The sequence below is a fragment of the Lysobacter enzymogenes genome, from assembly GCF_900106525.1.
GTDB classification, from domain to species: domain Bacteria; phylum Pseudomonadota; class Gammaproteobacteria; order Xanthomonadales; family Xanthomonadaceae; genus Lysobacter; species Lysobacter enzymogenes.
This window is the reverse complement of record NZ_FNOG01000006.1, coordinates 414,095-439,619: the sequence shown is the minus strand read 5'-3', so window position 1 is coordinate 439,619 and position 25,525 is coordinate 414,095. Positions and strand designations below refer to the sequence as shown.

General features: G+C 70.5%; 21 protein-coding genes. 2 read left to right on the top strand and 19 right to left on the bottom strand.

Annotated features, from left to right (window positions below):
* From BLU84_RS17330 to BLU84_RS17290, 10 genes are all read right to left on the bottom strand, one after another.
* Positions 1-3,987 (bottom strand): ATP-binding protein, encoded by a 3,987-nt coding sequence (locus BLU84_RS17330; protein WP_074870190.1) that lies wholly within the window; start codon positions 3,985-3,987, stop codon positions 1-3.
* A gap of 2 nt (positions 3,988-3,989) precedes the next feature.
* Complete coding sequence (locus BLU84_RS17325; RefSeq protein WP_233431174.1) at positions 3,990-4,670, bottom strand: response regulator; 681 nt, start codon at positions 4,668-4,670, stop codon at positions 3,990-3,992.
* Positions 4,671-5,076: 406 nt separating this feature from the next.
* The gene (locus BLU84_RS17320) at positions 5,077-5,799 is read right to left on the bottom strand and encodes a YiaD family glycine zipper/OmpA-like lipoprotein (RefSeq protein ID WP_074870187.1); all 723 of its coding nucleotides are present in this window, start codon (positions 5,797-5,799) and stop codon (positions 5,077-5,079) included.
* 268 nt (positions 5,800-6,067) lie between these two features.
* A complete protein-coding gene (locus tag BLU84_RS17315) occupies positions 6,068-7,474 on the bottom strand; it encodes a WS/DGAT/MGAT family O-acyltransferase (RefSeq protein ID WP_233431173.1) in 1,407 nt (468 codons plus the stop codon).
* Between the two features lie 186 nt (positions 7,475-7,660).
* Positions 7,661-9,091 carry a cryptochrome/photolyase family protein gene (locus BLU84_RS17310; RefSeq protein ID WP_074870181.1) on the bottom strand — a complete coding sequence of 477 codons (1,431 nt, stop codon included), beginning with the start codon at positions 9,089-9,091 and terminating at the stop codon, positions 7,661-7,663.
* Positions 9,092-9,330: 239 nt separating this feature from the next.
* Positions 9,331-11,016 carry a S8 family serine peptidase gene (locus tag BLU84_RS17305; RefSeq protein WP_074870177.1) on the bottom strand — a complete coding sequence of 562 codons (1,686 nt, stop codon included), beginning with the start codon at positions 11,014-11,016 and terminating at the stop codon, positions 9,331-9,333.
* Positions 11,017-11,326: 310 nt separating this feature from the next.
* Positions 11,327-12,979, bottom strand: coding sequence for a S8 family serine peptidase (locus BLU84_RS17300; protein ID WP_074870173.1), 1,653 nt, complete (start codon positions 12,977-12,979; stop codon positions 11,327-11,329).
* Positions 12,980-13,172: 193 nt separating this feature from the next.
* Positions 13,173-14,249 (bottom strand): alanine racemase, encoded by a 1,077-nt coding sequence (alr, locus tag BLU84_RS17295; RefSeq protein WP_074870335.1) that lies wholly within the window; start codon positions 14,247-14,249, stop codon positions 13,173-13,175.
* A gap of 164 nt (positions 14,250-14,413) precedes the next feature.
* Complete coding sequence (locus BLU84_RS28770) at positions 14,414-14,464, bottom strand: DUF6053 domain-containing protein (protein ID WP_425479408.1); 51 nt, start codon at positions 14,462-14,464, stop codon at positions 14,414-14,416.
* Between the two features lie 121 nt (positions 14,465-14,585).
* On the bottom strand, positions 14,586-14,918 hold the full coding sequence (locus tag BLU84_RS17290) for a glycine zipper 2TM domain-containing protein (RefSeq protein WP_074870170.1): 333 nt from the start codon (positions 14,916-14,918) through the stop codon (positions 14,586-14,588).
* 274 nt (positions 14,919-15,192) lie between these two features.
* Here BLU84_RS17290 and BLU84_RS17285 point away from each other — a divergent pair, with 274 nt between their 5' ends.
* Together BLU84_RS17285 and BLU84_RS17280 are read left to right on the top strand one after the other, a co-directional pair.
* Positions 15,193-15,927, top strand: coding sequence for a hypothetical protein (locus BLU84_RS17285; protein WP_074870167.1), 735 nt, complete (start codon positions 15,193-15,195; stop codon positions 15,925-15,927).
* Positions 15,928-16,096: 169 nt separating this feature from the next.
* Positions 16,097-17,548: an NAD(P)/FAD-dependent oxidoreductase gene (locus BLU84_RS17280; RefSeq protein ID WP_074870163.1), complete on the top strand. Its 1,452-nt coding sequence runs from the start codon at positions 16,097-16,099 to the stop codon at positions 17,546-17,548.
* Between the two features lie 24 nt (positions 17,549-17,572).
* On the opposite strand, the gene BLU84_RS17275 is transcribed toward BLU84_RS17280, so the two are convergent.
* The 9 genes from BLU84_RS17275 to rpsF form a co-directional block, all read right to left on the bottom strand.
* A complete protein-coding gene (locus tag BLU84_RS17275; protein ID WP_170849188.1) occupies positions 17,573-18,406 on the bottom strand; it encodes a class I SAM-dependent methyltransferase in 834 nt (277 codons plus the stop codon).
* 61 nt (positions 18,407-18,467) lie between these two features.
* Entirely contained in the window at positions 18,468-18,614 is a 147-nt protein-coding gene (locus BLU84_RS27250) for a hypothetical protein (protein WP_168356357.1), read from the bottom strand.
* 132 nt (positions 18,615-18,746) lie between these two features.
* Positions 18,747-19,034: a hypothetical protein gene (locus BLU84_RS27540; RefSeq protein WP_211664562.1), complete on the bottom strand. Its 288-nt coding sequence runs from the start codon at positions 19,032-19,034 to the stop codon at positions 18,747-18,749.
* Positions 19,031-20,182 (bottom strand): aKG-HExxH-type peptide beta-hydroxylase, encoded by a 1,152-nt coding sequence (locus BLU84_RS17270; RefSeq protein ID WP_211664561.1) that lies wholly within the window; start codon positions 20,180-20,182, stop codon positions 19,031-19,033. The genes BLU84_RS27540 and BLU84_RS17270 overlap by 4 nt, the downstream gene beginning before the upstream one ends.
* The gene (locus BLU84_RS17265) at positions 20,179-21,678 is read right to left on the bottom strand and encodes an aKG-HExxH-type peptide beta-hydroxylase (protein ID WP_074870156.1); all 1,500 of its coding nucleotides are present in this window, start codon (positions 21,676-21,678) and stop codon (positions 20,179-20,181) included. Before BLU84_RS17265 ends, BLU84_RS17270 begins: the two co-directional genes overlap by 4 nt.
* 551 nt (positions 21,679-22,229) lie before the next feature.
* Positions 22,230-23,642 carry a replicative DNA helicase gene (locus BLU84_RS17260; protein WP_074870153.1) on the bottom strand — a complete coding sequence of 471 codons (1,413 nt, stop codon included), beginning with the start codon at positions 23,640-23,642 and terminating at the stop codon, positions 22,230-22,232.
* Positions 23,643-24,012: 370 nt separating this feature from the next.
* On the bottom strand, positions 24,013-24,465 hold the full coding sequence (rplI, locus tag BLU84_RS17255; RefSeq protein ID WP_074870150.1) for a 50S ribosomal protein L9: 453 nt from the start codon (positions 24,463-24,465) through the stop codon (positions 24,013-24,015).
* A 197-nt stretch (positions 24,466-24,662) separates the two neighbouring features.
* Complete coding sequence (rpsR, locus tag BLU84_RS17250) at positions 24,663-24,893, bottom strand: 30S ribosomal protein S18 (RefSeq protein WP_031372470.1); 231 nt, start codon at positions 24,891-24,893, stop codon at positions 24,663-24,665.
* A 22-nt stretch (positions 24,894-24,915) separates the two neighbouring features.
* Positions 24,916-25,344 (bottom strand): 30S ribosomal protein S6, encoded by a 429-nt coding sequence (gene rpsF, locus BLU84_RS17245; protein ID WP_074870147.1) that lies wholly within the window; start codon positions 25,342-25,344, stop codon positions 24,916-24,918.
* Between the last annotated feature and the right edge of the window lie 181 nt (positions 25,345-25,525).

Here is a 25,525-nt window from a genome sequence, read left to right as displayed (position 1 = left end):
CTAAGCCCGCCGCGCCAGCGCCTGCCAGCGCCGCTGCATCCCCTCGAGTTCGTCGAGCAACTCGCCCACCGCCGCCGCGCAGTCGCGCAAGGGCTGCTGTGCGATGGCCGCCTCCAAGGCCTGCGCGCGCTGCGCCAGCGCCGCGTCGAACAGCGCGATCGCGCCGGCGCAGCGATGCAGCGCATGCGCCAGCGCGGCGCGATCTTGCGCCCGCAGCGCCGCGGCGATGTCTTCACGCTCGCGCGGCAGCTCGCGCAACAGCAGCGGCAAGGCCGCGCCCAATGCGCCCAGCTCGCCGGTGACGGATGCCTGCGTCGGCGCGGCGGGCGCCGCCGCGTCCGCCAGCCAGCGCTGCAGCACGCGCTGCAAGTCCTGCAACCGCACCGGCTTGATCAGCCAATCGTCCATGCCGGCGGCGCGGCAGCGCTCGATCTGCTCGGGCAAGGCGCTGGCGGTGATCGCCACGATCGCCAGACGCGCGCCGCCGCGACGCGCCTCCTCGGCGCGAATCGCGCGCGCCAACGCGTAGCCGTCCAGTTCCGGCATGCGGCAATCGCTGAGCAGCAACCCGTAGCCGCCGCCGTCCAGCGCCGCCAACGCCTCGCGCCCGTCGCCGCAAACCCGGCTGGCGTGGCCGAGTTCGAGCAATTGCCGGCGGATCAGTTCGCGATTGACCGGGCCGTCCTCGGCCACCAGGATCCGCGCGGGTCCGGGCGCCGGCGCGGCCGCGGCGCGCGCGGGTTCGCCCGAACCGGCAGCGGCCGGATCGCGCGCCCAGTCGCAGGCGCGCCGCACCTGCGCGAACAGCACCGGATCGGCCTGCAGTTCGTAGCGCGGCGCCGGGTCGGCATCGGCGCGGCGGACCTCGATCGATCCGGCGCGCGCGCCGTCTTCGAAACTCAGGTCGGCGACCTCGCCCGGCTCGACCAGTGTGTGCTGCAACGCGCGCAGGTAATGCCGTAGCGTATCGGCGCGACGCGCATCGGCCAACGCCACCGCCACCCGCAGCGGCGCCACCGGCGGCGCGTCCGCGCCCGCCACCGCCGCGCGCAGCGGCAGCTCCAGGCACGCGCGCGTGCCCTGCCCTTCGCGGCTGTCCAGACGCATGCGCCCGCCCATCAGCTCGACCAACTGGCGGCAGATCCACAGGCCCAGCCCGGTGCCGCCGAAACGCTGCGGGGTGTCGTCCGCGCCCTGGCGGAACGGCTCGAACGCGCGCCGCAACTGGGTCGGGCCCATGCCGATGCCGGTGTCGCCGATTTCGATCTCCAGGCGCTGGCCGCGCACGCGCAGGTCCAGCCAAACCCGGCCGCTGTGGGTGAACTTGACCGCGTTGCCGAGCAGGTTCAGCAGCACCTGACGCAGGCGCAGCGCATCGCCGAGCACCGCCTCGGGCACCGCCGCGTCCACCCGCAGGTCCAGGCGCAGGCCCTGGTTGCGGCAGGCCGCGAGCGCGTGCAGCGCGGCCGCATCGGCGAGCCGGCGCGGCTGCAGCGGCGCCAGTTCGATCCGCATCCGCCCTTCCTCGATCCGCGACACGTCGAGAATGTCGTCGAGCAAGCCCTGCAAGGCCTGCGACGAGTCGCGCAGGTGGCCCAGCAGCGCTTGCTGGTCCGGGTCCAGCGGCGAGCGCTCCAGCAGTTCCAGCATGCCGATCATGCCGCCCATCGGCGTGCGGATCTCGTGGCTCATCGTCGCCAGGAAGCGCGACTTGGCCCGGGTCGCGGCCTCGGCCTGCTCCTTGGCCCGGGCCAGCGCCTGCGCCTGCAAGTGCACATCGGTGACATCGACGAAATAGCCGGTGTAGCCGGCGTCGGCGCGGTCCTCGCCCGGCTGCTGCGGCCGCGGCAAGGCGCTGACCCGCACCCAGCGCCATTGGCCGTCCTCGCCGCGCATGCGGAAATCGGCGTGCAGCCCGCTCATGGTCCGCGCTGCGGCCGCGATCGCCTTGCGCAGGCCGGGCAGGTCCTGGCCGTGCACGCGCGCGAACAGCACGCGCGAATCGGCCACCACCCGCTCGGCGTCGAGGCCGAACAGCAGCTCCGCGCGGCCGGTCAGATAAGGAAAGCGAATCTGCCCGTTGGCCGCGCGCCGCGCCTTGAACACCACCCCGGGCAGATTGCCGGCGACCTCGCGCAGCTTGCTGTCGGCCGCTTCGCGCCGCTGCGATTCGCGGCGCAGGCGCAGATAGAACGCGGCGATCAGGTTGATCGCCAGCAGCGCCACCGCCACGATCGCCAGCACCCGGTTCCACGGCAGCCCGTAGCTGTAGCGCGTGGCCACCCAGTGGTCGTGGATGCGCTGGCGCTCGGCTTCCGACAGCGCGTCGAGCTGCTGGTCGATCATGTCGACCAGCGGCGCCAGCCGGCGGTCGGCGGCGAAGGCCAGCTCCAGCTCCAGGCCGGTCGGCGCCAGCGCCAGCGCGTCGGGTCGGTAGCCGGTCTGGCGCAGGCGGTCGAGCACCGCCAGGGCGCCGACGTGCGCGTCCACCTGGCCCGCGGACAGCAGCTCCAGGCCTTCGGCGTCGCCGCTCACCGCGACCACGCGCGCATTCGGCGCGGCGCGCTGGACGGCGCGGCCGGCCACGCTCAGCAGGGTCACCGAGACGCGCTTGCCGGCGAGCGATTCCAGGCCGACCGCGGCGGCGCTGCGGGCCCGGCTCGCGATCACCAGCGGCGTGCGCTCGAACGGCCGGCTGTAGACCCAATGCCCGCCCGGCAGACTGCCCAGCGGCACCACCGCCAGTTCGGCGCGATGCCCGGTCAGCGCGAGGATCGCGCCGCGCAGGCCGCTGTCGGTGACATAGCCGAAATCCAGGCCCAGCCGATCCTCGACCAGGCGCGCGTAGTCGGCGGCGATGCCGGCGGGCTGGCCGTCGCTGTCGAGGGTCGACAGCGGCGCGGCATCGTCGGCCAGGGCCAGGCGCAGCCGCGGCAGCCGCGCCAGCCACTCGCGCTGCGCCGCGCTGAGTTCGCGCGAGGCCGCCGGCGCCTGCAGGTCGGCGCGCAACCATTTGCGCCGCAACGCCTCGACCCGGCGCGGATCGCGCTTGATCTGCGCGTCCAGCCACTTCAGCAGCGGCAGGCGCGTCAGCGGCGCGGCGTACAGCACGCCCAGGTCGTTGCGCTGCATCGACGGCGGCAGTTGCGAGGTCGGCAGCAGTTCCAGGGCCGGATGCGGGTCTTCGCGCAGATACCAATCCAGCACATAGGCGGCGTCGAAATAGACATCCGCGCGGCCTTGGGCGACCGCGCGCACCGCGGCGGGCGCGTCGGCCACCGCCACCACCTGGGTCGGCGGGAAGCGGTTGCGGTCGCGGGTGTGTTCCAGCAGCGCGGCCGGGATGGCCATGCGCATGCGTTTGAGCGCGTCCTCGCTGAGCAGGCGCGCGTCGTCGCGGCGCTTGAGCGCGTACAGCGACAGGTTCTCGATCGGATCGGTGTAGGCCATGCAGCGGCTGCGCGCGGCGCTCACGCGCAGGTTCATGGCCAGGTCGATGCGGCCTTCGCACAGCGCGCGCACCATCGCTTCGCTGTCGCCGATGCCGACGTAACGCGCGCTCAGGCCGCGCTCGCCGAGGATCTGTTCGAGCAGTTCGATGCTGAAACCGCGCGCGCGGCCGTCGCGATAGTCCTGGAACGGCAGGTTGCCCCAGGTGGCGACGCCGATGCGCAGCGGCGCGGATTTGGGCGCGGCGGCGGCGTTCTTGTCCGGGTCGGTGGCGTTGCCGGACGGTGGCGGCGCGGCGGCGGTCGGCGTATCGGATGGCGCCGTATTCGCGGCGCTCGCGTTTGCTGCATCGGCTTCGGATGCGCCGCGAGCCGGTTCGGGTCGGGCCTCGACCGCAGACACCGCCGGTTTCTGCGCTGCGGCCTGCGTCCACGCCAAGCCGGCCGCCAGCGCCGCGACCGCCAACGCCCGCGCGGCCCATCGCGCGAGCGCCGCGCCGCGGCGTCCGCGGCCGGCCACCGCGCGGGCGCCGGCCATGTTCAGGACAGCAAGCCCTCGGTGCGCGCGTATTCGTAGATCTCGCGGTCGCTCCTGAGCCCGAGCTTGGCCATCGCATCGGTCTTCTGCCGGCTGATGGTCTGTTTGCTGCGATGCAGGTGCGCGGCGATCTGCGAAACGCTGTGGCCGGCGGCGAACAAGCGCAGCACCTCGGCCTCGCGCGGCGACAACGCGCCGCCGGCGCGGACCGCGCCGGTGCAGGTGTCGACCAGGCCGCGCAAGCCCAGCCCGATGTAGCGGCCGCCCTGCGCCACCGTGCGCACCGCCTCGCCGAGCTCCGCCGCCGCGGCGGCCTTGTCGAGCAGGCCGGCGACGCCGGCCTCGGCGATGGAGCGCAGCACCGGCGCGTTGCCGATCATGGTCAGCACGATCACCGGCAACTGCGGATGACGGCGGCGGATCTGCCCGAGCAGGGTCAGGCCGTCGCCGGCGCGGCTGCCGGGCATGGAGAAATCGGTGATCAGCAGGTCCAGCGGCGTCGCCGCCAGCAGGCCCAACAGCTCGTCGGCGCCGGAGGCTTCGCCGTCGACGCTCCAGGCCTCGTCGGGCGCGGCGGCCGATTCCAGCAAGGCGCGCACGCCGGCGCGCACCACCGGATGGTCGTCGGACAAGGCGATGCGCAAGCGCGCGGGCGAAAGCGAAGGTTCGATATCGTCGGTCACACGTGGCTCCTCCTGACCATCCCTTCGCCGCGGGAGGATTTAGGCGGACAAAACGTGCGGGCAATCGACGTGCTTGCGGCGCGCTGGAGCCGGAAGCTTCCTGCCGCTGCGGTCGACGAGCGCGGGCGAAGGCATGCGCTGCGCCAGGCGCCGAACGCTGGCGCCGCAGATCGACACGCTTATGCCGCTGCGGCATGAAACAGCGGCATGAAATGGAACTGCACAAAGTATGCGTTCGTGCGACATCCGGCGCGCAGCTGCGGACGCGGCGCAAGGTTCGCCGACATCGGCGCGCCCGCTTCGCAGGCCGCAAAACGCGATCGGGCCGCGCAATGGCGGCCCGACCGGTACTTCTATTACTTCTATCCTGCCGCGACGCCGGCCAGGCCGGCGCCGCGCCGATGGCTCAGGAGCGCACCGGCACCAGGGTGATTTCGACGCGGCGGTTCTGCGCGCGGCCGGCCTCGGTGTCGTTGCTGGCGATCGGCCGGGTCTTGCCGGCGCCGGTGAGGATGAAGCGGTCGCGCACCAGGCCCTTGGACATCAGGTAGTTGCCGACCGAGGCCGCGCGCTGTTCGGACAGACGCTGGTTGACCGCGTCGCCGCCGATGCTGTCGGTGTGGCCGGCGACTTCGACGATGGTCTGGTTGTACTCGGTCAGGGTGCTGGCGACGTTGTCGAGCACCGGATCGAACTTGGGATCCAGGTTGGCGCTGTTGAAGGCGAAGGTGATGTTGCTGGGCATGTTGAGGGTGATGTTGTCGCCCTGGCGGATCACGTCCACGCCGGTGCCGGCCATGCGCTCGCGCAGCGCGCGCTCCTGGCGGTCCTGGTAGTTGCCGATGGCGCCGCCGGCCAGGCCGCCGACGCCGGCGCCGATCAGCGCGCGCTGGCGGCGCTCGGTGGCGTCGTTGCCGCTCAGCAGGCCCGCGGCGACGCCGGCCAGCGCGCCGATCAACGCGCCCTTCTGGGTCTTGCTCATGCCGCCTTGCTGTTGCTGCGGCTGGTTCGGATCGCCCGGATACGGCTGCTGCTGGCCGCCGTAATAACCGCCGCCGCCGGTGGCGCAGCCGGCGAGCAAGGCGGCGAGGGTCGCCGAGGCGATGGCGATCTTGAGTTGGGTCTTCATGGGCTGTCCTCGTCTGGTGTGGCGGAGCGCCCACAAGCTAATCACGCCGCCGTTGGCGAGGAGTGACGGCGCCGGAGGCCCGTTCAGGATCGGGCGGGGATGCTTGCGCGGAGCTTGCGGGAGACGTTGCCGGCCCAGGCGTTTGATACGCCGGAACGCAAAGCATCGGGCCTGAAGGCCCTCCTACAAAGGCGGCTGCGGCATTCGCGCCAAAGCCGGTTTCGACGTCGCTCGATTCGCCGAGCGACGCCGACCAAGCCCACTGCGTTCAGGCCATCAGCGCCGCGGCGCCTTCGGCATCCAGGGTCCGGTCCCAGTTGCCCATCAGCGCCAGGTACAGCAGCTTGTCGAACTCGACGCCGAAGCGGCCGATCACCTCGTCCGGATCCGGGATCAACTTGCCGTCGGCGATCAGGCCGAAGTGGACCCGGCCGTTGTAGCTCAGGATCGAGATGCCTACGCCGATCGAGCCGGTCTGCGGCACCCAGAACATCATCTCGTCCAGACGCGCGCCGGCCAGGTACAGCGGCTGCTGCGGCCCGGGCACGTTGGTCGCCACCGCCGTCGCCTTGCGGCTGAACAGCTCCAGCGCCAGCCCCTGGACCTGCGCCGGCGCCATGCCGAGCGCGGCCAAAAGTCCAAACGCCACAATAGCTTGGCGCGAATTCTTGAGGTTGTTCATGCACTCGGCGACGCGCTCGACCCGGCGGATCGGGTTGTCCTCGCCGACCGGCAGATCGAGGAACACCAGGCCGAAGTGGTTGCCGAGCTTGCGCGCGTGTTCCAGCGGCCGCAGGTTGACCGGCACGGTGGCGCGGATGGTGACCCCGTCGATGGCGTCGCCGCGCTCGATCATGTAGCTGCGCAGCGCGCCGGCCGCGGTCGCCATCAGCACGTCGTTGACGGTGCAGTCGCAGGCGCGGCCGACCGCCTTGACCTCTTCCAGGTCCAGCGGCTCGGCCCAGGCCACGCGCTTGGACACGCCGAGCTTGCCGCGCAGCATCGACGGCGGGTCGTCGGCCAGCGACAGCGCGTGCAGCAGTTCGCGCGCGATCTCGCCGCCCTCCTTGGCCAGCATCGCCGCCAGGGTCGGGTCGCGGTACATCTCCATGCCCTTCTCGAGCGCACGGCTGCCGAGCTTCATGTAGCGGTCGACCGAGCCGACCCGGCGCGCCACGTCGACGCCGTCCTGCTTGAGCCAGGCGTGGGCCAGGTCGCTGCCCTTGGCCGGCTGCGCGGTGGTGTCGGTCAGCGACAGCAGCACCTGGACCAGGGCGATGCCGTCGGCATAGCTGTGGTGGATGCGCGCGACCAGCGCCGAGCCGCCGTTGTAGCGCTCGACCAGATGGAACTGCCACAGCGGCCGGCTCGAATCGAGCGGGCTGGACGCGAGCTGGCTGACGAAACGCTCCAGCGCGCGCTTGCCGCCGCGCCCCGGCAGCGCGGTGTGCTGCACGTGCCAGTCCAGGTCCAGGTCTTCGTCGGTCTGCCAGTACGCGCCGGCGGCGGTGTCCACCGCTTTCTGGCGGAACCGGGTGTAGGCGAGGAAGCGCTGCTTGACCACCTTGCGCAGCGCGTCGACCGACATCGGGTCGTCGAACATCAGCACGCCGGTGATCATCATCGGGTTGGTCGGACGTTCCATCCGCAGCCAGGCGGTATCGACCCGCGACATCGGCTCGCGCCGCGCGCGCCGGCGCGGTCCTGCCCCCGTTTCTGCCTTCGCCATGCGTCTCTCCGATGCTTCGGGCGAGTGAATCATGCGTGCGTCGACGGCGTCAACGCGGGAATCGGCAATCGGCGATGGCCGCCGCGCAGCGCTGCGCCGGGGCGTTGCGATTGCCTGTTCCGCGTTCGCCGCTCAACCGCGCATCCGCCGGTACGCCTCCAGCGCCGCATCGCGCCCGGTCGCCAGGTCCACCAGCGGCTGCGGCGGATAGTCCGGGGCGTGGCGGCGCAGGCGCGCCGGGTCCTGCCACGGCGCGAAGCGCAGCGGCACCGGCAGGCCGGCCAGTTCGGGCACCCAGCGCGCGATGTAGGCGCCGTCGGGATCGAACTTCTCCGATTGGGTCACCGGATTGAACACGCGGAAGTACGGCGCGGCGTCGGCGCCGGTGCCGGCCACCCACTGCCAGCCCAGGGTGTTGTTGGCCAGGTCGGCGTCGACCAGGGTGTCCCAGAACCAGCGCGCGCCGTGGCGCCAATGCAGGCGCAGGTGCTTGGTCAGATAGCTGGCGACGATCATGCGCACGCGGTTGTGCATCCAGCCGGTGGCCCACAGCTCGCGCATGCCGGCATCGACGATCGGCACGCCGGTGCGGCCCTGCTGCCACGGCTCCAGCTTCGGCGGCGCGGCGCGCGCCCAGTCGAAGTCGGCGAAGCGCGGGTTGAAGTTCTGCTCGGGCGTGTCGGGAAAGTGGTGCAGCAGATGATGGGCGAACTCGCGCCAACCCAGCTCGCGGATCGCCGCATCGACGTCGCGCGCGTTGCCGGCGTTGCGTTCGGCCTGCAGCTGCGCGACCGCGCGCCACGGCGCGATCTCGCCGAAGTGCAGGTGCGGCGACAGCCGCGAGGTGCCGACCCGGTCGGGCCGGTCGCGCTGCTCGGCGTAGCCGCGCAAGGCGCCGTCGACGAAGGTCGACAAGGCCGCGCGCGCGCCGGCCTCGCCGGGGGTCCAGTGCTCCCAGAATTCCTGGTCCCAGCCCAGCTTCGGCACCAGTTTCAGCGCGTCCAGCGGCACGCCTTCCGGCCCTTCGCGGGTGGTCGGCAGCGACGCCGGCGCCGACCACAGCGCGTGCTCGCGCCAGTCGGCCAGGGCCGCGCGCCAGAACGGGGTGAACACTTTGAACGGCCCGCCCTGCTTGGTCCGCAGCGTCCACGGCTCGAACATCAGCGCGCTGTTGAAGCTTTCCGCTTCCAGCCCCGCGCGCCGCAGCTGCTGCTTGATCCGCGTATCGCGCTTTTCGATGTACGGCTCGTAGCGGCGGTTCCAGTACACCGCCTGCGCGCCGGTGGCCAGCGCCAGCGACTGCAGCGTGGCCAGGCTCGGGCCGAAGAAGCGGCGCAGGTGCGAGCCGCGCTTGCGCAGGTCCGCATCCAGCGCGGCCAGCGCGCGATGGCGCCAGGCGTCGGAGGCGGCGCCGGGTTTCCAGCTGCCGTGCTCGTCGGGCGCGTGGATATAGACCGGCACCGGCACGTAGCCGGCGTCCAGCGCCGCGCGCAGCGCCGGGTTGTCGTCCAGGCGCAGGTCGTCGCGGAACCAGACCAGGGCGAGAGGCGCAGCGTCGGGCATCTGGACCGGCACGGTATCGGGAGGGCGCCCAGTATGCAGGCAGATCCGCCTGCCACCGCGTCTGCCCTCGCCCGCCACGTCGGCCTTCCCGCGCCAGATGCAGAACCGCCGCCCTTGCGGGCGGCGGTTCGTCGGGGCGGCGCTGAATGAAGGCGGGCGCTACGCCCTTCGCGAGCGGGCCAACCGGAACGCGCTCACCGGCCGTCGTCCCGGCCGCTCGCAGCGGCCCTGCTCGCGGCTTACTTCGCCGGGACCACGCGCTTGAGCTCATCGATCGCGGCCTTGACCTGCACCAGACCCCAGCCGGTGTTGTCGTCGCGGCCGGCGGCGTCGATGTCCCTGGCGGTCGTGAACAGCGCTTCGCGCACCTGCTGCGCGGTCGCGTTCGGGCGCGCGCTCCACACCACCGCGGCCGCGCCGGCCACGTGCGGCGACGCCATCGAGGTGCCGTCCTTCACTGCATAGGACGTGTCGTTCACGCTCAAGACGCCGCTGACGACCATGGTTTGCCCCGCCAGTCCCGCCAGGATCGCCTCGCCGCTGGCCTTGGAGATGCCGGTCGCCGGAATCGTGCTGGCCGGCGACAGGCCGCCGGCGAAGTCGCCGTCGACGTTGTTGTAGATCGCCACGCCGAGCGCGCCGCCCGACTTCGCGTTGGCGACCTTGTCGACGAAACTGATCTCGCCGCGCTGGCACAGCACGATCTTGCCCTTGAACGCCGCCGACGAGGCCTTGCACAAGCCGCCGTCGACCCAGCCCGCGCTGGCCCGGGTGACGGCGGAGCCAGTCAACACCGTGGCCGGGAACGCCGTGTTGCCGACCTTCAACGGCTCGCTCGAGGACAGGCCGAGGCTGCGCACGCCGACGCCCGGCGCGGCAAGGTCGATCTGATTGTTGAACTCGGAGAAACTCGCGCGCTTGTCGCTCGAGTCCACCGCCGCCACCGACACCACGCTCGGGTAGGACGCGGGATATAGCGGCGGATTGACCAGGTTCGTTCCGGGAAACGGCGTGATCGCGGAATTGCCGGCCGCGGCGACCACCAGCGTGCCGCGGTCGGCCGCCAGCTTGAACTCGCTTTCCTCGGTGGACGACCGGTTCGGGCCGCCCAGGCTCATGTTGATGACCTTGGCCCCGGCCGCCTCGCACTTCTTGACCGCGGCGACGTTGTCGGAGGCGAACAGCACCGGCTTGCATTCGGCGCCGTCGAACACCTTGACGATGTGCAGCGAGACCTTGCCCGGGCTCACGCCGACCACACCCTTGTCGTTGTGGGCCGCGGCGACGGTGCCGGCGACATGGGTGCCGTGGCCGCAGGTGTCGGTGTCCCAGCTAGGGCCGAAACTGTTGGCGCTGCCGGCGATGGCCACGCCGGCCAGATCCTCGTGGGTCCGCTTCAGGCCCGAATCGATCACGCAGACCTTGATGCCCGCGCCGGTAGGCGCGCCGGCGTCGAGCGCGCCGTCGCCGTCGGCATCCCACACCGCGCTGGCCTGGATCTGGCCGATGCCGACGGGAGTGTCCTGCTGCAGCAGGTAGCGCGGCTGGTCGATTTCGATCGACTCCACCGACGGATCCTTGCGCAGGCTCTCCAGCGCTTCGCGCGACGGCAGGGTGAACACCGCACGGCTGAGGCCCTCGAAGCGATGGTGCAAGGTCGCCTGGCCGAGCTTGCGCTGGCCGAGCAGCGCGTTGACGCCGCGGACATTGGCGCTCATGCGTTCGTTCGAGCGGGCCACGATGCTCGCGATCTGGTCGAGGATGGCCTGCGGCCGGGTCGACAGCGTGGGCGCAGCCGCAGCCGGCGCCTCCTTGAACTTGATCCAGACGCGCGGCGCGGCCGCATCCTGCGCCGCGACCGCGCTCGACGCGGCCCACGCCGCCAGGCCCAGGCTCAACGCGCACATCAACTTGCTCTGCTTCATGTCGTCCCCTGTTCGATGATCTCAACCGGCTCCCGGGCGGAGCCGCGTCGGCCGCAACGCTGCGTCCGATGTCGTTCACAAACGGCGCGGCGGCGGGGGCGCCCCACCCGTCCGTTTCACTTTCGGACTCGTCCCGGGCGCAGGTTCGCGCGAGAAAGTCGCATCGAAGGCGGATTTCCGGCACCGAATCGCAGGATGCGAACACGCACGATGCGAAAGCGCGCGAAAGAAGGCGCGCAAATGCAAGCGCAAAAAAAAACGGGAGCCCCGCGGGGCTCCCGTTTGCGCTGGGCTGCGTGCCGGCGGCCGTTTACTGCGACTGCAGTTCGGCGATCGCCGCCGGGATCTGCACCAGGCCCCAGCCGGTGTTGTCGTCGCGGCCGGCCGCGTCGATGTCGAGCGCGGTGGTGTCGAGCGCATCGCGCACCTGCTGGGCGGTGGCAGTGGGCTTGGCGCTCCACACCACTGCGGCCGAGCCGGACACGTGCGGGGTCGCCATCGAGGTGCCGCTCATCTTCTCGTAGCCGGCGTTGTCCACCGACGGGGTGGCGTCGAGGGCGACGGTCTTGCCGGCCAGGTTGGCGACGATGTTCTCGCCGTCGGCCTTGCTGATCGCCACCGCCGGCAGGGTCGAGGTCGCCGGGCTCAGGTTCGGCGCGGTGCCGGTGTACAGCGCCGGGGCGAACGCACCGTCGACGTTGTTGTAGATCACCACGCCCGCCGCGCGCGCGCTCTGCGCCTTGTTGACCTTCTCGTAGAAGGTGTTGGTGCCGCGCTGGCAGACCACGATCTTGTTGCGCCAGGTGGTCGACGAGGTCTGGCACAGCCCGCCGTTGACCCAGCCGGCGCTGGCGCTGGCCTGCTTGGAACCGCCGACCGGGGTCGCGGCGAAGCTGGCGGTGCCGACCACCAGCGGATCGTTCTTGAGCGGGAAGGTGCTCAGCACGTCCACGCCCGGCGCCGACAGTTCCACCTTCGGAGTGAACTGGGAGAAGCTGGCCTTGGCGTTGCTGGAATCCACCGCCGCCACCGACACCACGCTGGCGTAGCCGGCCGGATAGCTCTGGGCGTTGTTGCCGTCGTTGCCGGCCGCGGCGATGCTGAGCACGCCGGCGTCGGCCACGCTCTGGAACGCGGTGCGCTCGGCGGTGGACGCGCTGGGCCCGCCCAGGCTCATGTTGATGATCTTGGCGCCGGCGGTCTGGCAGCGCTGCGCGGCGTCGGCCAGGGTCGAGGAGTAGGTCCACGAGCACTGCCCGTGGCCGCTGCCGTTGTAGCCGTTGCTGCCGAAGATCTTGACGATGTGCAGCGAGACCTTGCCCGGGCTGACCCCGACCACGCCCTTGTCGTTGTTGACCGCGGCGATGGTGCCGGCGACGTGGGTGCCGTGGCCGCAGGTGTCGGTGTCCCAGCCGGTCGGATAACCGGTGATGGTCATGCCGGCGAAGTCTTCGTGGTTCTTGTTGAGGCCCGAGTCGATGATGCAGACCTTGATGTCCGAGCCGTTGGCGGCGCCGGCGTCGAGCGTGCCGTCGCGGTTGGCGTCCCACACGTTGCGCGCCTGCACCTGGTCGATGCCGTAGGGCACGCTCTGCGCCTGCAGGTAGCGCGGCTGGTCGATCTCGACCGACTCCACTTCGGGATTGGCGCGCAAGGCCTTGATCGCCTCCGGCGAGGTCAGGGTCATGACCGCGGTGTTGATGCGGTCGAACTGGTAGTTGAGCTGCGCATCGCCGGCCTTGGCCGCGCTGAGCTTGCCGCGCAGCGCCTGGATGCGCTGGCCGAGGTTCGGCGCCGCGGCCAGACCGCTGCGGGCGCTGGCGCTGGCGGCAGTGCCGCCGGCGGACTTGAACTTGACCCACACGCGATTGGGGTTCGGTCCGTCCTGGGCCATGCCCGCCGTCGACGCGATCAGGGTCGCCAGACCCAGGCCCAGCGCGCACACCAACTTGCTCTGCTTCATCGAACCCCCGGTTGCAGTGTCGGCCGGCTCCGGTCGGAGCGGCCGTCGGGCGTGTGCCCGATTCTTCTGCAAACGTGGCGCCAACGACGCCCCCCTACCCGGCGGAGGCACCATTTCTAAGTACGCTGAACAGCGCGCGGGCTGGCGCGCCGGGTTCTTCGACGCAGCTCACATCGGAAGCGTGGCGCAGCGCTCAGGCCTCGACGAAACGCACCCGGCGGGTGATCGAGCAGGTCAGCTCGTAACCGATGGTGGCGCTGGCCGCGGCGATGCGCTCCACCGGCAGCGCCGGGCCCCACAGTTCGACCGGATCGCCGACCGCGGGCGCATCGATGCCGCGCAGGTCGATGGTCATCAAGTCCATCGACACCCGCCCGATCAACTGGGTCTCCTGCCCGCGCACCAGCACCGGCGTGCCCGGCGGCGCTGCGCGCGGGTAGCCGTCGCCGTAGCCGATCGCGGCCACGCCGACCAGCATGTCCTCGGGGCACTCCCAAGTCGCGGCGTAGCCGATGCGTTCGCCGCGGCGCACGCGGTTGACCGCGATCAGCCGCGTCGACAAGGTCATCGCCGGACGCAGACCGAAATCGGCGCCGGTGCGGCCTTCGACCACGCTGATCCCGTACAGCAGCCCACCCGGACGGATCCAGCCGGCATGCGCATCGGGCCAGCCGAGCACCGCGGCCGAGTTCGACAGCGAACGTGCGCCGTCCAGGCCGGCGGTGGCGGCGTCGAACGCGGCCAACTGCTGGCGGGTCTGCGGGTTGGCGAATTCGTCGGAGCTGGCGAAGTGGTTCATCAGCACGATGCCCTCGGCCACCGCCGGCACCGCGCGCAAGCGCGCATACGCCTCGCGCACCTGCTCGGGCGCGAAGCCCAGGCGGTGCATGCCGCTGTCGACCTTGAGCCAGCAGCGCACCGGTTCGCCCGGCGCGGCTTGTTCGAGCATTTCGATCTGGCTGACGTGGTGCACCACGGTTTCCACGCCCAGGCGGCGCAGTTGCGGTAGGTCTTCGGGTTCGTCGAAGCCCGACAGCAGCACGATCGGCTGCGACAGGCCGGCCGCGCGCAGACGGTCGGCATCGGACAGCGCGGCCACGCCGAACGCATCGGCGCCTTCGAGCGCGCGGGCGACGCGTTCCAGGCCGTGGCCGTAGCCGTCGGCCTTGACCACCGCCATCACCCGGCTGTTGGGAGCGAGCGCCCGGGCCTGGGCGAGGTTGTGACGCAGGGCGTCGGTGTGGATGTGTGCGCAAGTCGGTCGTGCCATGGCGCACATTCTAGCGGCGCGCCTGCGAGGGCCAATGAGGCGAATGTGAAGTCGCTGCAGCGCGCAGAACGGGCAAAGCGAAAGCGGCGGCGGCTTTGGCTTTGGTTCGAAGCGGTTGTGGGAGATGCCCTGGTGAGAGGGCCTTCAGGCCCGATGCTCTGGTCTCAGGTCGCGGCTATCTGAAACAAAAGCATCGGGCCTGAAGGCCCTCCCACAAAAGCCCTCTCCTGCAAAAGCTCGCTCCCACAACAACGCCAACCTCGACAAACCCACAAAAAAAACCGCACGCGGTTGCCCGCGCGCGGCTGGGTGTCGCTACGGCGGCAGCCGGCTGCGTCAGTCGCAGCGGCGCTCGATCACCGTTTCGGTCTTGTTCTGCTGGTTTTCCTGGATCTTGCGGCCCGCGAACGCGCCGCCGACCGCGCCGGCCGCGGTGGCCAGCTTCTTGCCGTTGCCGCCGCCGACCTGGTTGCCGAGCAGGCCGCCGGCCACCGCACCGATCGCGGTGCCGGCGATCTTGTGCTGATCCTTGATCTGCTTGGGACGCTGCACTTCCACGTTGTAGCAATGCGGGGTCTTCTTCGACTTGGTCTGCGCGCCGGCGGCGCCGGTGACCATGACGCACGACACCAGGGCAGCGGCGATCAGGGATTTGAAAGTGGAGTTCATAAACTCACCAAAGGAGTTGGAAGGGCGATGGCTACGATGCGCCCGGACTCGTCATAACAACGTCAATCCCGGCATCGCCGGTGCAGGCTAATCCGCCCAGCCTGAACGGGCGCATGCGCAGCGCCGGCGCGCGCGGACGAATGCGCAGAGCGTGCGCGCAATCAACAATCGCGCCGCGCCCGGCGCGGTACCGCCCCGCTTCGCCGCCGCCTATGATGGCTCTTTGCCCGCGCGACGCCGTCTGGCGCGCGCCGATCGAAGAGGAGAATTGCGCATGGAACGCCGACTGCCCCGGCCCCTGCCCGCGTCGAACGCCGCCCCGCTGCCTGCGCTCTGGCCGGGACGAACGGCTCGGATCCGCCCCGCACTGACGAGCGCCGCGCTGTGCCTGGCGCTCGCCGCCTGCGGCGAACGCGCGCCGGCGCCGGCCGCTGCGCCTGCCGCACCGGTTGCGTCGCCGGCCGATGCCGCGCCCCCTGCCCCGCCCACAACGCCCGCAGCGAGCGTAGCGGCCGAACCGGCCGCGCCGCCCTACCGCTTCGCCTTCGCCAGCAAGGGCGACCCGTCGTCGGACAAACGCCGCGAGGATCCGCGCGTAGTCGAATGGGGCGAGGACGGCTGCGGCGCGTATCCGGTGGCGTTGGTCGAATCGATCCCGCTGCGCGACGCGTGGTTGCTGCCGGACTGGGTGGTCGAGTTCGACGACAAGAACCGCGAGATCCAGCGCTGGGGCCGGCCGATGGCGGCCGAGCTAACCGGCCTGGACGGCACCCGCCTGCGTTTCCGCGTCGACGGCCACGGCCAGCGCGGCGAGTTCGCCACCACGCCCGACGGCGCGCTGCAGGCGCTGCCCGGGCAGGCCGCGTCGGCCTCGCTGTACGCCAGCGCGCGCCAGATCGAATGCCCGGCGCTGGCGACCTTCGCCGAGTCCGATTACGTGCAGTGCTTCGTGGTCAAGGACGCGGCCGGCGGCGAACGCCGGCTGGCGTGGGAAGCGCCTTGCACCTGAGCCGCGCCATCGCGGCCGCGCCGATGCGCGCGAACGCGCACAGGCCGCAAGCGGATGTATCGAAGTTGGCGTTCTGCGCATCAGGTCGCGCGCCCGCGGCGGCGAGCGCACGCATGATGCAGGGCCGGCCGCGGCACGACCGGCGCGCGGCGAACACGACGGAGCGGGCATGACGAATTTCGATGTCGTAGTGGTGGGCAACGGCGTGCTCGGCATGGCCACGGCGCACGCGCTGCAACTGCGCAGCCCGCAGTTGCGGGTGGCGGTGGTCGGCCCGCAAGCGCGCACCGGCGCGGCCTCGGCCGCCGCCGGCGCGATGATGGGCTGCTATGGCGAGGTCACCGCGCAACTGCTGCGCACCGAGGCCGGCCGCGCCAAGCTGGCCAAGGGCCTGCACGCCGCGCGCTGCTGGCCGGACTGGCTCGACGGCATCAACGACGCCTTGCCCGAAGCCGAGCGCGTATCGATCCGCCCCGGCACCGTGGTGTTCAGCAACAGCAAGTCCGGCACCATCGAGGACGAGAACTACGCGGCGATCCTGCAGGCCTTGCACGAGAACAACGAGGCCTACGAAACCCTCGACCCGAACCGCATCGACGGGCTCAACCCGGCCGACGACTGCCGCCCCAGCCGCGCGCTGTACCTGCCCAACGAAGGCTCGATCGACGCCGCGCGGTTGCTGCAGGCGCTGACGTCCTTGATCGAACGCTCGCCGCAACTGACCCTGATCGACGCCACCGCCACCGGCCTGGAGCTCGGCAACGGCCGCATCGACGGGGTGCGCCTGGCCGACGGCCGCCGCCTGTCGGCGCCGCGCGTGGTGCTGGCCGCCGGCGTGTGGACCCAGACCCTGCTCGACAGCCTGCCCGAGCTGGCCCGGCGCATCCCGCGCCTGTTCTGCGGCGGCGGCACCTCGCTGCTGCTGGACACCGGCCCGCGCGAGCAGGCGCACGTGCTGCGCACGCCCAACCGCGCCTTCGCCTGCGGCCTGCACGCGGTGCCGCGCGGCGGCGGGCGCCTGTACGTCGGCGCCACCAACACTTTGTTCGCCCAGCCGATGCTGCGCACTTCGCCGGCGGACATGTTCTTCCTGCTCGAATGCGCGCTGGACCAGCTCGACCAGGATCTGTGCGCGGCGCAGTTGGTGGGGTGGCAGGCCGGCAACCGTCCGGTTGCGGTCGACACCTGCCCGTTGATCGGCCCGACCTCGGTCGAAGGCTTGTGGCTGCTGGCCGGCACCTACCGCGACGGCCTGTTCCTGTCGCCGCTGCTGGCCCAGCACATCGCCGACCGGGTCTGCGGCGGCGACGGCCTGTTCGCCGAAACCTTCGCGCCCGAACGCCGGCCGATCCGCCTGTACACGCCGCCATCGGCGCGCGCCGAAGCGCTCAAGCACTATGTGGCGATGGGCGCCGAGCACAGCATCCGGCTGCCGCGGATCGGCTGGCATCAGGCGTTCCCGCGCTTCTACGAGCAGATGCTCGACGGCCTGTACGACGAGCTGGGCGAAGACGAATACGTGCTGGCGCCGGAGCTGCTGGCCATCGTCGCCGCCGACCGCAAGCGCATGGTGCCGTTCTTCCGCGACTACTTCGCCCAGGTGCGCCAGGCCTGGGCCTGAGCGGCGGCGCCTACGCGGCGCCGTTCAATCGCGCAGGAACCACGCCGACAGGCTGCGCCGCCACTGCTGGAAATAGACGCTGTCGTGCTCGGGCGCGATGGTCGCCTGCATCGTGTCGATGCGCTGCATCGAGGCATAGCCCAACCGGGCCAGCGCGCCGGCGATCAAGTCCGCGCCCAGCACCACCGAGTAGCCGCAGTCCGGGCGCTGGTTGTAGCGATAGTTGCAGCTGTTGACCAGGTTCGGCACCACCGCGCGCAACCCGGCGACGCCGTCGTCGAGGGTGTCGATCAGGATCGCCTGCGGCCGCAGCTGCGCCATCGCCTCCAGCAGCAGGAACGGATGCGCGGAGTGGTAGAGCACGCCGGCGCAGACGATCGCATCGAAGCTGCCGGGCTGCAGTTCCCACAACGCGTGGTGCATGTCGCCGGCGACGATGCGCAGATCGTCGCCGAAGCGCTCGCGCAGGCGTTGCACGCAGCGCGGGTTGTGCTCCAGCGCGGTCACCTGCGCGGCGTGCACGAGCAACGACTGGGTCAGGCCGCCGGTGTGCGCGCCCAGTTCGAGCACGCGGCGCCCGCGCAGGCGCTGCGCTTGCGCGTCGATCAGCCAGTGCCGCCGCACCGGCGTGGCATGGGTGTGGTCGGCCTGTTCCAGCACCACCTCGAAACGTTGCGCCCACTGCGCCGCGGGCGCGCGGTCGTCGGCGGCGTCGCGGTCGAGCCAGGCGTAATCGACCGCGCCATCGGCGCAGGCCAGCACCATCACCGCGTGCTCGGGCCGTTCGCGCGGGCGCCAGATTTCGCCGGCGCGCGGCGCGTCGTCGGCGCTGGCGCCGCTGCTGTCGGGAATCTGCATCCGCTCCATCGCCGAGCCGCGCAAACCCCGCCGCGCCCTCGCGGGCGCGACGGGTGGCACGTCAGTTGCTCGGCGGCGCCGGCGAGACGTTGTACGGCGGCCACCAACGGCGCTCGTCGGCCGAACCGGTGGTCACTTCCGACTCTTCCAGCGCTTTCTTGTTGCTCAGCAGGTCTTTCAACGTATCCAGGTTGGTTTCATTGCTCATGAACGTTCTCCTGTGGAATGGACGTACTGCTTTGCTGCGATCGTCGCGGCGTCCGTGCCGACGCTTGCTACCGCTCCTTCTGCGCGGCCCTCCCGCGGGCCCGATGGGATGAATCGATTGGGGCCGGCCGGCTCAGGCCGGCGCGGCTTCGACCAGGCGGCTGCCCAGCAACGAATCCAGGCCGCGCAACGCGCGCGCCCGGGCGTCGCCGCCGCCGAGTTTGTCGCCGGCCAGTTCGGCGTAGCCGCGCGCGATCGCCTCCACGCTGCGGCCGTCGCACAGTTCGAACAGCAGCCAGCTTTCCAGGCCGAGCCAATGGATCCGCCCGGACTGCGGCGAAAACACCATCAGGCATTCGGCCTGCGGCACCGGCCGCGAGCGCAGGCCGTCGGCCTTGCGCAAGCTCTGCGTCGCGTTCATGCGGCCTCCCGCGCGTCGGCGAACATCGCCGCGTCGACCGGCGCCAGCGAGCTGCGCAGCCAATGCACCAGCTCGAAACCGCCCGGCGACAGCAGTTGCGACCACTCGCCCTCGAGCATGTCGCCCAAGTAGCGCGCGCGGTCGATCGAGCGTCCGTAGCGGTGCGCGGTGTCGTTGTTGACCACCGACATCGCGTGCGCCCGGCTCACGTAGGCCGCAGGGTCGCCGAAGCGTTCGAAGCAGCGCGGGTCGGCGAGCAAGGCCGCGGCCTTGAACAACGACAGGTGCACATAGACGTGATAGGCGAAGATCGCCCGCACGATCGACCAGCGCACGTTGCGCCACGGCACCTGGATGGTCGCATCCGGCGCCTTGGCCAGCGACACCGAGCGCGCGGCGTCGAACAGCTTCATGTGCAGGCCTTCGTGCAGCAGGCAGCCGGCGATGTCCCAGGGATTGCCGAGCTGCTCGAGCGAGACGAACACGGTCGACGGGGTCAGGTCGCCACCGGCGGCCGACAGTACGATGCCGCCTTCCAGTTGCGCTTCCAGCAACGCGATCGCGCCGACGTGGCGCAGCGCCGCCGGCCCGGCGTTGGGCAGCAGCATCGACAGCAGCGCGATCGAGTCCTGCACCTTCTGGCGCGCGGCCGCGTCCGGGTTCAGCAGCGCGCCGCGGTTGGCCGGGTTGTCGGCGAAGATCTTGTCGAACGCCGCCTGCAGTTGCAGCGCGCAGGGATCTTCGCTGCCGAGGATCGACCACATCCAGTGCGGCTCCTCGGATTGCAGGCTCCAGCGCTGCGCCATGCGCGACTCGCACAATCCCGCCGGCAGCGCGGCCAGGGCCTGCGGCAGCAGTTGCTCCAGGCGGTGCGGCGAGGCCAGTTGCCCGCTTTCCAGCTCGGAAAAAGCGTCCTCGGCGGCCAGGCGCAGCAGCGGGTCGAAGAAGATCCGCCGCAGTTCGGCGTCAGGCAAGGCCTCCAGTTGCGGCTGCAGCGCCGCCACGCCGGGCAAGCGTTCGGAAAACAGTTCCGCGCCGAAGCGATAGCGCGCATAGACCTTGGCCAGGATGCGCCGTGAATCGCCGAAGTTGGGCTGGGTGCTGAGCGCGCGGTCGGCGGCGGCGACCAGTTGGGCGTGCGCGTTCATGCCGCCCTCCCCTGGCCCGCCGCAGCGGCGCGGCCGTCGGCGAGGATCATGCCGCTGGCGACCAGGCTGCCGAGCACCGGCCCGACTTGCTGCCAGGCGCGCTCGGAAGCCACGCCGGTGATGTCGGCGTAGGCCTGGGCCAGGTCGTGTCCGCTGCGGCCGTCGCACAGTTCGAACATCAGCCAGGCGGCGGTGTTGAGCTTGCGGATTTTCGGCTGGGCTGGATCGGCGGCGAACAGGATGCCGCGGTCGCCGACCGGGCGCAGTTGCAGCTGCGGGTTCTTGGCGTAACGCAGCGAATCGGCGTGATCGGCGGCGCGGACATGGGCGGCCTCGCCGTGCGCGGACGGCGCCGCGCGCGGCAGATCGATCAGCGGCGCGATCGCCTCGCACAGCCACTCGACCATGCGCTGCGCGTAAGGCGTCAGATAATGCGACCACTCGCCGCGGAACTGCGCGGCCAGATAGGCCATGCGCTCGTGGCCGCGCGAGAACGGCGCGGCCGATGCGTTGTTGACCACCGACATCGCATGCGGTCGGGTGCCGGCGCGATAGCTTTCCGGCGCGCCGTACACGTCGTGCAACTGCGGGCCGAGCTGCTCGACCGCGGTGCGGAACAGTTGCAGGTGGACATAGGCGTGGAACGCGAACAGGCAGTTCGACACCGAGATCTCGCGGCCCCACGGCAGCCTGACCATGTCCTCGCGCACCACCGCGGCGCTGGTGCGGACCAGGTCGGAGAGCTTGAGGTGCACGGCCTCGTGCATGATGTGCACCGCCGTGTCCCAGGGATTGGCCAGCTCTTCCGGCGCGATGAAGATCATGCACGGGGTCGAATCGCCGCCCGAAGCGGTCAGCATCGGCCCACGCTCGTTGCGCATGTTCGCGAACGCGACCGAATGCAGATGACCGAACACGCTGCGCGCCATCTGCGGCACCAGCGCTTGCAGCAGCGCGCAGGCGCGCTCGAGCTGGGCCACCATCTGCGGCGTCGGCCGTACCAGTTCGGCCTCGCAATGCCCGCCGGGCATGAAGCCCAGGCGCAGCGCTTCGCGCAAAGCGTCGGCGGTGGGTTCGGCCGCGTCGGCCAGGTCCCAGATCCAGATGCGGCGGCCGTCGAGGTCGGGGCCGGCGACGAAGCTGCGCTGCATCGCCGCGGCCGACAGGCTCAGCGGTTGTTCGATCGTCTCCAGGCTGCGTTCCAGACCCCAGGCCAGCAGGCCGGTCTGATGGATCGGCGCGATCCCGGTTTCCATGCGCTCGATCGCCGCTTCCAGTTCCGCGCGCACCAGCACGTCGCCGAACGTTTTGTCCGCGGCCGGTTGCGTCAACGCCTCCACCGCCGGCAGCAGCGCGCGCAATCGCGCGTCTTCGCGCGCCAGCATCGTCAGCGCGAATTTGTAGCGTTCGATGTTGAGCCGGACGATCTGTTGCGAATCGCCGAACTCGTCGTGGGCCTGCAGGCGCGCGTCGACTTGCTGGATCAGATCTCTCATGGAAGACCTACCTCGCTGGTGGCAACGTTGCGTTGTCGTGTCCCGCGCGCGGCGACAGCTCAGCGACAGGTTCGCTGCGCGCGTCCGTGCGCGGACGGACGGCAAGCAGGCTTATAGCAAGAAGGCGTCATGCGCTTTTGTGCATGCGCATCGCAAAGCGACAAGGTTTTTTTCTGTATGCGACCCACGCGGCATCGCGCGAACGCACAACGTCGCAATGCGCACGGACAAATCGCAAAGCGCGTCGCAGAACCGCGACAGCGTCGCGGCGAACGCGGCGGACCGAGCCGGCGACGCGGCCGACCGGGCAAACCAAAGCGCGCGATGCGTTGCGCAGCGGGCGTTTCGCGGTCTGCGCCCGATGTTCGCGAGTTGCCGAATGCAGCGCGCGAGCGAGCACGACGTTGCACCGCAGCACGCGTTTGCGGCGATCAAGCGGCGCGTACGCGCGGCACGTGCGCCGCGTCAGGCGACGCAAACCTGCGTCGCGGCGCCGAAGACGGCGGCGCCATCGCGCCGCCCTGCCCGACCGTCGCGGCCGGGACAGGCCCTTACTCGAAGCTGCCGATCGAGTCGTGGGCGAGATTGTCGAAGCGGGTGTACTCGCCGAAGAACTTGAGCTTGAGCGAGCCGGTCGGGCCGGAACGCTGCTTGCCGATGATGACCTCCGCCAGGCCTTTGTCCGGCGAGGTTTCCTTGTTGTAGTAGTCGTCGCGGTAAATGAAGATGATGATGTCCGCGTCCTGCTCGATAGCGCCGGATTCGCGCAGGTCGGCCATCACCGGGCGCTTGTCGGCGCGCTGTTCCAGCGAGCGGTTGAGCTGCGACAGCGCGATCACCGGCAGGTTGAGCTCCTTGGCCAGGTGCTTGAGCGAGCGCGAGATCTCCGAGATCTCGGTCGCGCGGTTTTCCTGGTTGCCCGGCACCGACATCAGCTGCAGGTAGTCGATCACGATCAGGCCCAGGTCGTGCTCGCGCTTGAGCCGACGCGACTTGGCGCGCAGCACGTCCGGCGACAGGCCCGGGGTGTCGTCGATGAAGATCTTGACCTCGCGCAACTGGCGGATCGCGCCGGTCACGCGCGCCCAATCCTCGTCCTCGAGCTGGCCCGAGCGCAGCCGTTGCGCGTTGACCCGGCCGACCGAGGAAATCAGGCGCAGCGCGAGCTGGCTGGCCGACATTTCCATCGAGAACACCGCCACCGCTTTCTTGGTGCGGAAGGCGACGTGCTCGGCGATGTTGAGGGCGAAGGTGGTCTTGCCCATCGCCGGACGCGCGGCCAGGATCAGCAGGTCGGTGTTCTGCAGGCCCGCGGTCATTTCGTCGAATTCGGTGTAGCCGGTCGGCAGGCCGGTGACCGCGCCGCCGTTGGCGTAGCGCGTCTGCAGCACGTCGAAGGCTTCCGACAGCGCCTTGGTCACCGGGGTGAAGTCGGTGCGCCCGCGCGCGCCGGCTTCGGCGATGGCGAACACCTGCTGCTCGGCCTTGGACAGGATTTCGCCGCTGTCGCGGCCGTCGGGCTGGAAGCCGTCGTTGACGATCTCGGTGCCGACCTCGATCAGCTTGCGCATCACCGCCTTGTCGCGAACGATTTCGGCGTAGGCGGCGATGTTGGCGGCCGAGGGCGTGGTGGTGGCCAGCTCGATCAGATAGGCGCCGCCGGCGACCTGTTCGCTGAGCCCTTGCGAGTCGAACCACTCGCCCAGGGTCACCGCGTCGAACGGGCGGCTGCGCTCGGCCAGCTCGCGGATCGCGCGGTAGATCAGCTGGTGGTCGCGACGGTAGAAGTCTTCCTCGACCAGTTGGTCGGCGATTCGGTCGTAGGCGTCGGGCGCCAGCATCAGGCCGCCGAGCACGGCCTGCTCGGCCTCGACCGACTGCGGCGGTACGCGCAATTGGTCGATGCGCTGTTCGGCGCGGGTCTCGAAACGTTTTTCGCCGCGGAATCCGGGACGTGAGCTCATCGGGAAGGCGATCCTGGTCGATGCGGCCGGCGGGCGGCCGTGGTGCGGCGCGGACCGGGACTTCGCCCGGGGGCTCATCCTAGCGGCCGCGGCCCGCGAGGCGTTGCAGACAAAACGGTGGACAGGCTGTGGACAACAGGTGGGTCGTTGTATGCGCCTGCGGCGTCGCAGCGGTTGAGAACCGGGCCGACGTCGGCGAACGGCGGCGAAAACCGCCGTAACGCGCGGCATCGGCGCTATGTCGCGGTATGCCCTGGCGCCGGCCGAGCGCACCCAGCCTGCGCCCAAACGAAAGGCGCCTCACGGCGCCTGTCGTTGAGCCGCGATCTGCGCTAGCGCGGATCGCGGCGATGGCAAACGCCGTCGTGGATCAGGCGGCTTCGCCGACCACGATGACCTTGACCGTGGTTTCGACGTCGGCGTGCAGGTGCAGCAGCACGTCGTATTCGCCGGTGCGGCGGATCGGGCCTTCGCCCATGATCACTTCCGACTTGCCGACCTCATAGCCGGCCTTGGTCAGCGCCTCGGCGATGTCGCGCGGGGTCACCGAGCCGTACAGCTTGCCTTCGGTGGCGGCGTTGGCGGTGATGGTCACCTCCACGCCTTCCAGCTTGGCCTTGCGGCCTTCGGCGCCGTCGAGCAGCGACAGGGCCTTGGCTTCGTAATCGGCGCGGCGGGTTTCGAACTCGGCCAGGTTGGCGGCGGTGGCCGGCACGGCCTTGCCCTGCGGAACCAGGTAGTTGCGGCCGTAGCCCGGCTTCACGTTGACCTTGTCGCCGAGGTTGCCGAGGTTGGTGACTTTCTGCAGCAGGATCAGTTGCATGGGATTGCTCCGTATTCGTTAGCGGGCCTGTAGGCCCGCAGCAGGATTCGCTGTCCGAAGAGCTGGAATCGGGATGCGCTTGAAGGCGAGGGTCGGATCGCGAAGGACTTCGCGGCTACGGCCCTCACCCCTGCCCTCTCCCGCTTGCGGGAGAGGGGGACAAGGAGTTCGCCCGCGTCGCGGGCGAACCGCTTTGCTCAGGCGTTGTGGTTGTCGGTGTACGGGATCAGGGCCAGGAAACGGGCGCGCTTGACGGCCGTGGCCAGCTGGCGCTGGTACTTCGACTTGGTGCCGGTGACGCGGCTCGGCACGATCTTGCCGGTCTCGGTCAGGTACTGGCGCAGGGTGTTGAGATCCTTGTAATCGATCTCCTTGACGCCCTCGGCGGTGAACTTGCAGAACTTGCGGCGGCGAAAGAACTTGGACATGGGAATGAGTTCCTAGAAGGGATCAGGCGGCTTCGGTGGTGTCTTCGGCGCTGTCGGCGGAGCCGACGGCGCTGTCGCTGTCGTCGTCGCGACGACGGCGCTCACCGCGCTCGGGCTTGTCGCCCTTCTCGTCCTTGAACTTCATGATCAGCGACTGCTCGGTATCGGCTTCGTCGCGCTTCATGACCAGGTGACGCAGGACCGCGTCGTTGAAACGGAAACCGTCGACCAGCTCGTTGAGCACGGTCTGGGTGACTTCAATGTTCAGCAGGACGTAGTGGGCCTTGACCAGGTTCTCGATCGGGTAGGCCAGCTGACGGCGGCCCCAGTCTTCGAGACGGTGGATCTTGCCTTCGCCGGCTTCGATCAGCGACTTGTAGCGCTCGACCATGGCCGGGACCTGCTCGCTCTGGTCCGGGTGGACCAGGAACACGACTTCGTAATGACGCATTGCTGTGATTCCTTGTGGATGAAGGAACGCCGACGGCGTTCCCGTTCAGCCCCCCGCGGCCGTGGTCCGGCCCGATGGAGCAAGGGTCCCGGCACGGCCGGTGGCCGCGTGGGAGCCGGAAAGTATGGCAGCCGGGCCTGGGCAGCGCAAATCCACGCACGGGCCCGGACGCCAGCGGATG

What these genes read in the sequence shown, in the direction of transcription:
- BLU84_RS17330 (WP_074870190.1), bottom strand. Translation starts at nt 3,987, where the DNA reads ATGGCCGGCGCCCGCGCGGTGGCCGGCCGCGGACGCCGCGGCGCGGCG.
- BLU84_RS17320 (WP_074870187.1), bottom strand. Translation starts at nt 5,799, where the DNA reads ATGAAGACCCAACTCAAGATCGCCATCGCCTCGGCGACCCTCGCCGCC.
- BLU84_RS17315 (WP_233431173.1), bottom strand. Translation starts at nt 7,474, where the DNA reads ATGTCGCGGGTCGATACCGCCTGGCTGCGGATGGAACGTCCGACCAAC.
- BLU84_RS17310 (WP_074870181.1), bottom strand. Translation starts at nt 9,091, where the DNA reads ATGCCCGACGCTGCGCCTCTCGCCCTGGTCTGGTTCCGCGACGACCTG.
- BLU84_RS17305 (WP_074870177.1), bottom strand. Translation starts at nt 11,016, where the DNA reads ATGAAGCAGAGCAAGTTGATGTGCGCGTTGAGCCTGGGCCTGGCGGCG.
- BLU84_RS17300 (WP_074870173.1), bottom strand. Translation starts at nt 12,979, where the DNA reads ATGAAGCAGAGCAAGTTGGTGTGCGCGCTGGGCCTGGGTCTGGCGACC.
- alr (WP_074870335.1), bottom strand. Translation starts at nt 14,249, where the DNA reads ATGGCACGACCGACTTGCGCACACATCCACACCGACGCCCTGCGTCAC.
- BLU84_RS17290 (WP_074870170.1), bottom strand. Translation starts at nt 14,918, where the DNA reads ATGAACTCCACTTTCAAATCCCTGATCGCCGCTGCCCTGGTGTCGTGC.
- BLU84_RS17285 (WP_074870167.1), top strand. Translation starts at nt 15,193, where the DNA reads ATGGAACGCCGACTGCCCCGGCCCCTGCCCGCGTCGAACGCCGCCCCG.
- BLU84_RS17280 (WP_074870163.1), top strand. Translation starts at nt 16,097, where the DNA reads ATGACGAATTTCGATGTCGTAGTGGTGGGCAACGGCGTGCTCGGCATG.
- BLU84_RS17275 (WP_170849188.1), bottom strand. Translation starts at nt 18,406, where the DNA reads ATGCAGATTCCCGACAGCAGCGGCGCCAGCGCCGACGACGCGCCGCGC.
- BLU84_RS27250 (WP_168356357.1), bottom strand. Translation starts at nt 18,614, where the DNA reads ATGAGCAATGAAACCAACCTGGATACGTTGAAAGACCTGCTGAGCAAC.
- BLU84_RS27540 (WP_211664562.1), bottom strand. Translation starts at nt 19,034, where the DNA reads ATGAACGCGACGCAGAGCTTGCGCAAGGCCGACGGCCTGCGCTCGCGG.
- BLU84_RS17270 (WP_211664561.1), bottom strand. Translation starts at nt 20,182, where the DNA reads ATGAACGCGCACGCCCAACTGGTCGCCGCCGCCGACCGCGCGCTCAGC.
- BLU84_RS17265 (WP_074870156.1), bottom strand. Translation starts at nt 21,678, where the DNA reads ATGAGAGATCTGATCCAGCAAGTCGACGCGCGCCTGCAGGCCCACGAC.
- BLU84_RS17260 (WP_074870153.1), bottom strand. Translation starts at nt 23,642, where the DNA reads ATGAGCTCACGTCCCGGATTCCGCGGCGAAAAACGTTTCGAGACCCGC.
- rplI (WP_074870150.1), bottom strand. Translation starts at nt 24,465, where the DNA reads ATGCAACTGATCCTGCTGCAGAAAGTCACCAACCTCGGCAACCTCGGC.
- rpsR (WP_031372470.1), bottom strand. Translation starts at nt 24,893, where the DNA reads ATGTCCAAGTTCTTTCGCCGCCGCAAGTTCTGCAAGTTCACCGCCGAG.
- rpsF (WP_074870147.1), bottom strand. Translation starts at nt 25,344, where the DNA reads ATGCGTCATTACGAAGTCGTGTTCCTGGTCCACCCGGACCAGAGCGAG.